Here is a 12125-nt window from a genome sequence, read left to right on the forward strand (position 1 = left end):
AAACCTGAAATGAAAAGACTTTTGACTTTTTGGATACTGTGTGCCATCGCTATTTCCATGGTTGCACAAGTCAGCATGACTATTGACGCGACACGTCGGGGACCGCATATAGGACCCTATCACAACGGCCTCTTTTTCGAAGAGATAAATCATGCCGGAGACGGTGGCCTTTATGCCGAACTGGTGAGCAACCGTTCATTTGAAGACGGCCTTGCCAACTGGACAGCATACAAGGGGACGGAAATAAGTCTGAAGACTAAAGGTCTGCTTAATGATGCACAGGCACATGCCCTGTCTGTGACTATCTCAGGTGCTTCAGAATCGAATATGAAAGGAATCGCGAACAGCGGATACTGGGGCATGAATATTGTGAAAGACTCGACATATAATCTCTCAATGTGGGTGAAAGGTGACGCTGCGTTCAATAACAAGATAATAGCACAGCTGCGTTCGAATGACGGGAAAAGCATATTGGGAAGAGCCGTATTAAAAGGCACGGTTAATAATACAGGTTGGAACAGGCTTTCTGTTTCTATTAAGGCAACCGCATCAGACAATAGAGGACAGCTATTGTTGCTCACGGGCACCAATGGCCATCTGGATCTGGATGTGGTTTCTTTGTTTCCTTACACGTGGAAGAACAGAAGCAACGGACTGCGTCCCGCCTTGGCACAGTTGTTGGCAGACACACGTCCTTCATTCCTGCGCTTTCCCGGAGGATGTTATGTGGAAGGCGAAGGCAGCTATGGAAACGCATTCCAATGGAAAAAGACAATAGGCCCCATAGAACAGCGTCCGGGGCATTATAATAAGAACTGGCACTATTGGTCATCGGACGGTCTTGGCTTTGACGAATATCTTCAGATGTGTGAAGACCTTGGGGCCGCCCCGATGTTTGTGGTGAATATCGGTCTGGGCCATGGATTCTCCTTGTCGCATGATTCCACTCTCATACTTGTACAGGATGTACTTGATGCGATAGAGTATGCCAATGGTGATGCAGATACCGAATGGGGTGCAAGACGAATAGCCAACGGACATGCCGCACCTTATAATCTCAAGTTTATCGAGATAGGTAATGAAAACTATTCTCCGGGGGCGAACTCCGAGTACGCTGAACGGTATATTTTGTTTTATGATGCCATCAAGGCGAAATATCCAGAGATTGTGACCATAGGAAATGTAGAGGCATGGGGTACGGACAATCCTTCATGGGGTAATAACTATCCTGTTGAGATTGTAGACGAACACTACTACCGCACTTTCCAGTGGATGCGCAGCAATTACAATAAATATGACAACTATCCGCGTTTCCCTATCGTTTATAACGGAGAATATGCGGCCAACGGAGGAGGTTACGGCAAATACGGCAATATGAACAGCGCTTTGGGAGAGGCAATATATATGCTTGGTATGGAGCGTAACAGCGATGTGTGCAGGATGGCTTCGTTTGCTCCTATCTTTACTCATGAAGAAGACCCCCGTTGGGCATACGACATGATACATTTCAACGCTTCCGACAATTTTGTCACACCATCATACTATGTTCAGAAACTTATGAACATTAACCTTGGGAAGCAGAACCTGCTGTGGACAGAGAGCGGAAACAGACTGTCAAATATCAGTGATGTAAAGGTCGGATTAGGCTCATGGGGTACGCAGGTGGTATATGATGATGTTTCAGTTATCGGTTCCGATGGAAATATTGTAGCTTCCGACAATTTCAATGGCGGCATTGGAGCATGGATTGTCAATGACGGCAATTGGAATGTAAGTGACGGAACATTGGTGCAGTCTTCATTGGCAGAGAACTGTACGGCCGTGATGAACATACCCATGAACGGTAATTATACATATAAGGTGCGTGCGATGAAGACCGGAGGTAATGAGGGTTTTCTTATCTTGTTCAACTATCAGGACGGCCAGAACTACGTATGGTGGAATATCGGAGGATGGAGCAACAGCAAACATGCGGTAGAGGTATGCAGCAATGGCTCAAAATCCACCGTGGCAGAGAAATCAGGCCGGGTGGAGAACAACAGATGGTATGACATCGAGGTGAAGGTGGACGGGGCGAATATTACATGCCTGCTTGACAATAAGGTAGTCCATGAATTCACCATGAGTGCCGACAGGGCATTGTATCAGAGTGTACAGATAGATGAAGATAAGGGTGAACTGATACTTAAGGTTGTAAATCCGAACTCGGAAGGTCAGACACTTAAACTCAATATCCTTAATATGAGAATAGCCGACGGTACTGTTGTCCGTCTGCTTTCAAATGCAGGAACAGACGAAAATACGATGCAGACGCCTGATGTTATTGTTCCGACGGAAGGAGAGACGGTAGCCGTTGATGATGATACACACGCGACATTGGAAATACCGGCATATTCTCTGAATATCTTCAGACTGGGAGCAAGTGCGATAGGTGAGGAGGTAAAGATATCATATTCGGAATACGAGAAAGAGGATGAGAATATGGGAGCGTATCTTTATGCCCACATGAACGGACATGGTGAATACACAAACTATGCGCTCAGCCTATACGGCAATAACTGGCAGGATATGTTAGGAGGGGCGGAAGTGTTTGACACAAAGGCCAATACTGTCACCGGAGGTATGCGTGACGCTTATATCACCCGAATGCATGACGGAAATTTCATGCTTGCCGGAACCGATATGACTTCACGGTTGGGATGGACAAGCAACCATATCATGGTTCTTATGCTGTCTCCCGACCTTGTGCATTGGACTAAGAATGTAAAAATAGACCTTGAGTCCGCCGAGAATCTTGAGGCACTTGGCGGAATCACCGCAGAGGAGATGACTGCAGCGTGGGCACCGCAGGTGATATATGACAAGGAAAGCGGTAATTATGTGGTATATTATAGCGTCGGTTTCCCGGACCGCCATCGTATTTATTACAGCATAGTTGACAAAGATTTGAACATACTTAGCCGTCCGGCTCTGTATTTTGACCCCGGCTATGATGTAATCGATGCAGATATAGTTTGGAATGATGTTGACAAGCAATATGTGATGATCTACAAATGCGAGAAGACAACAGGGTTTGACCGTGCCACAGCTGACCATCTCATACCAAATGCTAATGAAACTAAAGGCACATGCCAATGGACTGTGACACCTAACTTCCATTTCGGTGACAACAATCAGGCGATAGAAGCTCCTACACAGTGGAGGCGCATAGGGTCGGACAAATGGACGTTGGCGTATATCAACTATTCCGGCAACGGCTATGGATATAAAATGTGCAGCATGGACGAGCACGGGCTTAATATCGGCTCTCCTTCAATAATCAACGGAAATGTGGATGCCCAGCATGGAAGTATATTAAAGATAACAACCGAGGAATACGACTATCTTAAGACCTGGGAGAAAGTGAAGATGCTTCTGCCCAAGGTGGAGTCATATTACAAGGCATGCAAGGTAGAGGCAATAGGTGATGCCATAGCCAAAGCCGAGAAGGCTCTTAACACAACCACAACCTTTGCACAGAACGTAAAGGCAATGGAAGCGGCCTATGCGGCATTGCTGGGATGTGAGGATATATATCTTGAATACATCAAACAGATGGGAGAGGCAGGCGCTGCTGTGGACATGACGGCACTTATTGTCAATCCTGATTTCAGAGAAGGTGCGAGAGGATGGAGCACATCGGTTAATTTCACACAGGCTAACGGATATGTTGCGGAATTCTGGAATACTGCCTTTGACTTCTATCAGATAATAGAGAATATGCCAAAGGGTGAATATGAGCTTGGTGTGCAGAGCTTCTACCGGTACGGCTCCATTTCGGATGCCGTAAATGCTCATAATAACGGTACAGAGAGGCTTAATGCCGTTTTATATGCAAATGGAGCTGAAGTCCCTGTAATGAGCATTTATGATGAGAGTGTAACACAGTACACACATTCGCCTTATACTTATCCGGACAACGTTACCGTAGCTAATGAGGCTTTCAATGATTATGGCTTATATACAAATACTGTAAAGCTGACGCTTGATGAAGCAGGACAGATAAAATTAGGTATAAGGAAAAAAGAGCATATATCTTCAGACTGGTGTTGCTTTGACAATTTCACCCTGAAGTATCTCGGTAATCCTGATGCGATAAATAAAATAAGCCAAGGCAATGGCCGTAGTAAAAAAAAATACAATCTGGAAGGACAGGAAGTGAAAGGTAGGAAATCATATAAGGACATATATATAGTAAACGGAAAGAAAATAATAGAATAACTAAAACTCACTAACATGAATTGCAAACAAGTCAGACGAGGTGCTTTTAGCCCCATGGTTGCAATAGGACTGATGTTGGGAGCTGCCACATTATTTCAATCATGTGAGGACGATTTGCTCACAGGCCAGCCTTCATGGTTGGGCAACTCTATCTATGAAGAGTTGAATTCCGATGGCAACTACAAAACAATGCTCAGGCTTATTGACGATTTGGGGTTTCATGACCAGATGAGCCGTACAGGCTCTGTAACAATATTTGTTGCAGATGATGTAGCCTTTGAAGAATGGTTTAAAACAAACAAAATGGGAGTTCGGTCGTACGAACAACTGTCGGTTGCACAGAAGAAACAGCTTCTCAACAAATCGATGATTAACAATGCATATCTCATCGAGCTGATGTCGAATGTCAGTGCAGACCCGCCAGAGACAGGCATGGCAATGCGGCGTCCTAACTCAACAAGTGTGTTTGATTCCATCTATGTGATGAAGCACGAGGATATGAACGGAGCCATGCCGGCATGGGCGTGGTACAAGCAGAACAAGAAGGATATCATTTTGTTTAAAGACGGTAGGATAATGAACGGAAGTTCGGTTGCGGGACTGTCGGAACCTATGATACATCTTCTGCCCGCATTTATGCAGAAGCAGGCTTTCACCGATGAGGACATAAAAATCCTGACCAATGGCAAGGCAACATCTGTAAACGATGCCTTTGTTGAGGGAAGAAAGGTCATTGAGCGTGATATAACCTGCAAAAACGGTTATATACACAAAGTGGACGGAGTCATTGAAGGCTATGATAATATGGCGGAAATATTGCGCCGGCATCAGAACATGTCATTGTGGTCACATCTCATCGACCGTTTCAGTGCGCCATATTATGACAAGTACAAGACAGAAGAGTATAATCGTCTGTATGGAAAGAATGTTGATTCGGTATTTACGTTGCGTTATTTTGCCGATTCACGTAAAGACGGACTTGCTGCGACATCCTACCCGTTGACTTCCGGTAATCCGGTAGAGGAAAAAGTGCCGGCTACGCTTTCTTTTGATCCGGGGTGGAACCAATACATGTATGAGAACACCAGCGGCTATGACCTTCATTATGATGCCGGTGCGATGCTGGTACCGGACAACGACGCTTTGCTTAGATGGTGGAATGCCGATGGAAAAGTGTTGAAGGATAAATATGGAACGTGGGATAATATTCCGGAGCTTGTGCTCTCCAAACTGTTGAGAGTGAACATGCTGGGGACATTTACAGATGCCATACCGTCGAAATTCTCGTCAATCGTAAATGATGCCAAGGTATCGATGAATGTAAAGACATCGGATGTCGACAGTTGTTTTATCGGATGTAACGGTGTAGTGTATCTTACCAATCGTGTCTTCAGCCCAATGGAATATTCGAGTGTGTCTTTTCCGGCTCTTATACACCAGGATCTTATGAGTGTAATTTACTGGGCTATCGACGAACTGGAGTTCACACCCTATCTTAATTCAATGGACTCATACTATAGTCTGATGTTGCCGACGAACACGTCGATGCTCACATACGTGGATCCATGTTCATACGGAGAGTCACAGCAAACCCTTCTCGAGTTTTACTATGATGCCAGGGAGAAGAAAGTAAAGGCACGCCGCTATCTGTGTACCATAGGTGACAATGGCGAGATATCGATAGGACAGAAAATTGTCGAGAATGTGCCGGAAACACAGGTCAAGAACAGACTTAAAGATATTGTAAATCAGATGATTATCGTAGGCGATGTGGAAAACGGCTACAGCTATTACAAGTCGAAGAACGGAACAATGGTCAAGATTTCCGATGCTGGTAAGTCAGGCCGGATGACTGTGGCCGGCGGATGGCAGATGGAGTATGGCACAGGAGTGAAAGTCGACTCTATTTATGATATGTCAGCGACGGGCAACGGTAAGTCTTACAGTCTGTCTGAACAAGTGCCCATGCCGGCATCAAAGTCTGTGTATCAGACATGTCTTGCCCATGAGGAATACTCCGAGTTCCTTAATCTGTTGATTGGCTCGCAGTATCTTGACAAGAATGACATTATCCTTGCAAGCAGTGTCAAGCTCGGTGATAATAAATACAGTTGTCTTAATCCTACAGCTAACAGCAACATAAGTTTGTTCGGTACTTACAATTATACCGTATACATACCTACAAACGAGTCGATAAGACAATTGATAAATGACGGTATAATGCCGACATGGGACGATTTTGATGAGCAGTTCTTATTGTCGGAGAATGCCTCTACACAAGAAGAGAAAGATGCTGCCAAAGCTGCGTGCACAATGATAAAGAACCGTATATTGGATTTTGTGAAATATCATATCCAGGATAACGGAGTGGCTGTTAATGGTGCACCGGAAACAGGTGAGAACGGTGTCGCTATTATTAAGAACAACTATGAGACGATGGTGCTGAATGCAGAGACCAACCGTTATTATCCCGTTGAAGTGGATGTGGAAAACAAGGGGCTGAAAATAACCGACCTTACTGGTAATGTACGTAAGGTTGTGGAGAAAGACGGCCTGTATAATAATATATGTCGCGAGTACTGGGTATCAGGAACAGGCTTCAACAAGCTTCTGTATACATCAGCCGATGCTGTAGTTCATCTTATTGACGGACCTCTGTTCTACAGCTCAAGTCAGAAGACATTATGGAAGAATGAAATGTCGAATGCCAAATTGAGAAGGAGGTAATTTTATGGAGTATATTAATATAATAAATATAAAGACGATAAGCCGAAAGACAGGCAGGTTGCACCGGCTGTTTTTCATGACGCTCATGCTGATGCTGTGCTCGTCGGTATTTGCACAGATATCATCCGTCCACGGCACATTGTCTGACGAGATGGGGCCTTTGATGGGTGCTACCGTTTGCGAGGTAGACGTCAACGGACGTATCATCAACTCGGCCATCACAGACCTGAACGGAAATTTCACCATGTCGGTGAAAAACCAAAAGAATAAGATAAGGTTCAGTTATGTGGGACTCAAAACACAAACGATGCCTATCAGCCGTTCTGTATATAATATAAGGATGCAGAGCGCTACCAAACTGAAAGAAGTAACGGTGGTGTCGAAAAAACGCACGGGCGGCAATAACCTTGGAGTGCCTGAGCGTGAGATATCGTATGCATCACAGAGTATTAATATGAAAGAGTTTGAAGGTTTGTCGTTCACTTCTATTGATGAGGCTTTGCAGGGACGTATAGCTGGTCTTGATATCATTGGAAACTCCGGTGACCTCGGCTCTGGGTCAAGCATACGTTTGCGTGGCGCCTCTTCATTGTCGACACTTACAGATTCTAATCCGCTTATTGTTATTGACGGTAATATCCGTAGTGTCGATCTGACGGGGTATGATCTGGCATCAGCCAGCAATGAGACTTTCTCGGAATTGCTTAATATCAATCCGGAGGATATTTCAGACATAAAAGTGCTGAAAGATGCTGCCGCTACGGCTGTATATGGTAGCCAGGGTGGTAACGGTGTTATCGAGATTACCACTAAGCGTGGCGCTATGGGAGCTCCCAGGGTGTCTTATTCGTTCAAACTTACGGCCACTCAACAGCCTAAGGGATATAAGTTGCTTAGCGGTGATGACTATACCATGATGCTTAAGGAAAGCTACTTCAATCCCACTCAGAACGACAATATAAGTCAGAGCATAAGGGAAATAAACTATGACCCTACGTTCTCTGAATACGAACAGTATAACAACAATACCGACTGGCGTGACGCTGTTACGCAGACGGGATGGCGTCAGAATCACTATCTGTCGATAACCGGTGGCGGTGAGAAGGCAAGATTCCGTATCGGAGGAGGTTTTGACACGGAAAAAGGCTCGGTTATCAAGCAGGGACTTGACAGGTTCTCCACACGTGTCGCTCTGGACTATTATGTCAGTGACCGTATAACGGTGTCGACCAATTTCGCCCTTACCTATACCAAGACAAAATTCAACAGCGATGACCTTCTTGCAATTGCGATGAAGAAGATGCCTAATATGAGTATTTACGAACAGGATCCGGTTACGGGTGAGGATACCGGACGTTTCTATGAAATGCTGCAGTCGGCATCAAGCGTCTTTGATAAGAATCAGAAGGATCTTGTAAACCCTGTGGCCAGCGCTTATCTGGCCAAGAAGACCAGAAGAACATACGACCTTGTTCCGGAACTGGTTATAAACTACCGTCTTCTCGGAACCGATGACCAGCATACCCGTCTTGATTGGCGCGGCAGTGTGCTGATGAGTGTCTACAATCAATATGATGATTCATTCTATCCGTCGGAGCTTAGGACTGTCTCTTGGGACAATGGAGTGAACACTGCATCATCGGCAAGTCTGAAGAGCGTTAACTTCAATACCAAACAGACCATTACCTTTATCCCTCATTTCAACAATGAGGACCATTCGCTTATGATGATGGGACGTTTTGAGTTGAATTCAGGAACCAAAAGCTCACAGTCAAACGGTGCCAAGCTCCTTCCCTCCGGAGGTATAGAGAGCCCTGATGCCGGTGGTTTCAATACAGGTCTCGCGTCGTCTTATTCACAGTCGCGTACAATGTACTTCACCTATTCGGCCCACTATGCCTATAAGGGTAAGTATATGGCCGACTTCTCAATACGTGCTGATGGTACGACAAAGTTCGGTCCCGGAAAGCGTTGGGGATATTTCCCTGCAGTGTCGCTCAGATGGAACATATCGGATGAGGCGTTCATGAAACCTACAAAGAAATGGCTCTCGATGCTTTCATTGCGTCCAAGCTGGGGACGTGTGGGTACCGCACCGAAAATAGACTATCTCTATACCAGTAAGTATGCTTCGGGAAGCAACTATCTTGACATGCCGACAATGCGTCCTTCGAATATACGTCTTACCGATCTGCGCTGGCAGGAAACATCAAGTTATAACATCGGTGTGGACCTCGGACTGTGGGATGACCGTTTGTCCATGGCTATTGAAACATACCGTTCGACAACGTCTAACCTGCTTCTTGAGAATTATCGTATTCCTTCAAACTCAGGATTCATGACATTGCCTTATCATAACAGCGGTAAGATGCGCAATATAGGATGGGAGTTCCATATCAATACAAACAGATTGGTGAAGGTAGGTAAGGTCACTATAGACATGAATGCCAATTTCGGTAATAACCGGAATGAGATTCTGGAGATGGACGAGTATGTTCTCAACTCACTCAATTCAACGTTCGCATACAACAACGGTGAGTGGCTGCGCCGCGTACAGTTGCATAATCCGCAAGGCGCAATTTATGGCTTCAAGTATAAGGGTGTTTATCAATACAATTATGAGACATTCAAGAATCTTGATGAGGAAGGACGTGCTGCATTCCTGGCATCAGGAAAGACTGCACCGGTGGCATTTAATGCCAATGGTCAGCTGATACTTGATTCCGAGGGTAATCCCTTACGCATGAGGTATAACTATAATAACGAGGGCACAGGCAAGAATTATCCGTTTACCGGTGGTGATGCCATATATGAGGATATAAATCATGACGGTAACATTGATGCGCTTGATATTGTTTATTTGGGAAGTTCGCTTCCTAAGCTTGTCGGAGGTTTCGGCTTCGCATTCTCATACAAGAAATGGCGTCTTACAACACAGTTTACCTATCGTGTGGGAAACAAGATTTTGAATATGGCACGTTTGAATGCAGAGGCAATGATAGGCAATAACAATCAGAGTCAGGCTGTGAACTACCGTTGGCGTAAGGAAGGCGACGTGACACCCATACCGCGTGCCATGTTCGGTGAGACATCCAACTACAACACTTTGGTGAGTGATCGTTTTGTAGAGTCGGGCTCGTATCTGCGTGCAAGTTATTTCCAATTGTCGTATGCTTTGGAAAAGAAACAGCTTAAGAGTCTCGGACTGAACCGTATATCTTTGTATGCAAGCGCCAACAACCCGTTTGTGATAACCAAATATACAGGTGTTGACCCTGATATAAGCGCATGGGGGTATGATCCTGCCATCGACAATGCGCAGACACCGCGTACGCGTTCATATACATTTGGTATAACAGTAGATTTTTAAACAGCTAAGACATTTATGAAAATAAAAAGTATTATATATAGTGTTCTCGGCATGGCTTGCGCTTCAATAGGATTGTCATCATGCAGTGACTTTCTGGAACTGGAGCCGCAGAACGAAATAATCCTGGAAAAGTTTTGGAACGAGAAAGCCGATGTTGACGGTATGATTGCCGGCTGTTATTCTGGAATGCAGTCAGACAATATGATGCTTCGTATGATGATATGGGGAGAATTCAGAAGTGACAACATCTCAAGGGGACAGAATCTGGAGAAGGATTTGAATATTGAGAATATACTGAAGGAAAATATCATGGCATCAAATGGCTATACCACCTGGGAGGCATTTTATGATATAATAAACCGTTGCAATACGGTTATGAAATATGCTCCTGGTGTGGCAGAAAAAGACCCCAGCTTCAGTGAAAGTGAACTTAAGGCCGATATTGCAGAGGTGACAGCATTGCGTGCCTTGTGTTATTTCTATCTTATACGTACATTCCGTGATGTGCCATATTCTACAGAGGCGTTCACAGATGATGATCAGGTAATGGATCTGCCGGCAACAAGTTTTGATACGGTTCTTGACAGTTTGATAAACGACCTTGAAAGGGTCAAGGATGATGCTGTTGAGAAATATCCTGAAGGAAGTTCGGTAAAAAAGCTGTATCAGACTGCACGTATTACAAAGATGGCTATACATGCCATGCTATGTGAGATGTATCTCTGGAAAAAGGACTATAATACCAGTATACGTTATGCAGACCTGATAATAGAGGAGAAGAAAAAGCAGGCGGAAGAAGAAAATGCCAACAGTATGTTAGCCACAGACTATCGGAAAACCAACGGCTATCCTTTGATTCCGACTGATTACATCAGTTCGCCGTCTATATACGGTAATGCATATAATCGGATATTTGGAGAAGGAAACAGTTCGGAGAGTATCTTTGAACTCACTTTTATGGATGATGACAATATGTTGAGTAACGGTGCGGTGAGTCTTTGTTATGGCAATGCAAAAAATGCCGGTATTATGGGCTATGCATCTGTATCCTCTTTCATTAGTGATGATATAGATTCCAAGTCGTTTGAAGTGTTTTACAACAAATATGACGTACGTGCTTACGAGAATATTATGGGAAATGTGATAGCTAAATACACTCATACATTATCACAGATAGACTTCTCTTCCGGAACGGTTGGTTGGGATCTATCGGGATTCTTCCCTGAAAACAAGGTAAAGACCAACTGGATTATTTATCGTCTTTCGGATATCATGTTGCTTAAGGCAGAGGCCCTGACGCAGTTGATAAGTAATGAAGAGACATTTACTGAGCAGGACAAACAATACTATCAGCAGGCTTTCTCATTGGTGAATGCAGTAAACAAGCGTTCGTTGTGCCAGCCTGCCAGCCAGTTGAAAGACACTCTTGACGCTTCCAAGTTCAACACGAAGGATGGAATAGAGACGCTTGTTATGAAGGAGCGTCATCGCGAACTTATGTTTGAGGGGAAAAGGTGGTATGACCTTGTGCGCCGCTCCATGAGAGACGGAAACACCAATTATCTTGTTGCACAAGTGCTTCAGAAGTTCACTTCAAATACATCTGCCATACAAAACAAGTTCAGAAAGATGGATGCCGTCTTCTGGCCATATAATGTGGATGAGCTGAAGGTTAACAAGAACCTGCATCAGAATCCTGCTTTTGGAAGCGGAGAGAATGGCAATTATACAAAGGATTGACCGGGTTTCATTAATAATGTAAAATGAA

At 44.5% G+C, this 12125-nt stretch carries 4 protein-coding genes; all 4 read left to right on the forward strand.

Features of this window, described 5'->3' with window-relative positions:
* The first annotated feature begins 9 nt into the window (after positions 1-9).
* The 4 genes from HPS56_RS01570 (at position 10) to HPS56_RS01585 (ending at position 12097) form a co-directional block, all read left to right on the forward strand.
* Positions 10-4260: an alpha-L-arabinofuranosidase family protein gene (locus HPS56_RS01570; protein WP_172272766.1), complete on the forward strand. Its 4251-nt coding sequence runs from the start codon at positions 10-12 to the stop codon at positions 4258-4260.
* Positions 4261-4275: 15 nt separating this feature from the next.
* Positions 4276-6987 (forward strand): fasciclin domain-containing protein, encoded by a 2712-nt coding sequence (locus HPS56_RS01575; RefSeq protein WP_172272768.1) that lies wholly within the window; start codon positions 4276-4278, stop codon positions 6985-6987.
* Between the two features lie 76 nt (positions 6988-7063).
* On the forward strand, positions 7064-10357 hold the full coding sequence (locus HPS56_RS01580) for a SusC/RagA family TonB-linked outer membrane protein (protein WP_172273124.1): 3294 nt from the start codon (positions 7064-7066) through the stop codon (positions 10355-10357).
* A 15-nt stretch (positions 10358-10372) separates the two neighbouring features.
* Entirely contained in the window at positions 10373-12097 is a 1725-nt protein-coding gene (locus tag HPS56_RS01585; RefSeq protein ID WP_172272770.1) for a RagB/SusD family nutrient uptake outer membrane protein, read from the forward strand.
* Positions 12098-12125 lie beyond the last annotated feature (28 nt).

It is taken from the genome of Xylanibacter muris, assembly GCF_013166605.1.
In the GTDB taxonomy this organism is placed as follows: domain Bacteria; phylum Bacteroidota; class Bacteroidia; order Bacteroidales; family Bacteroidaceae; genus Prevotella; species Prevotella muris.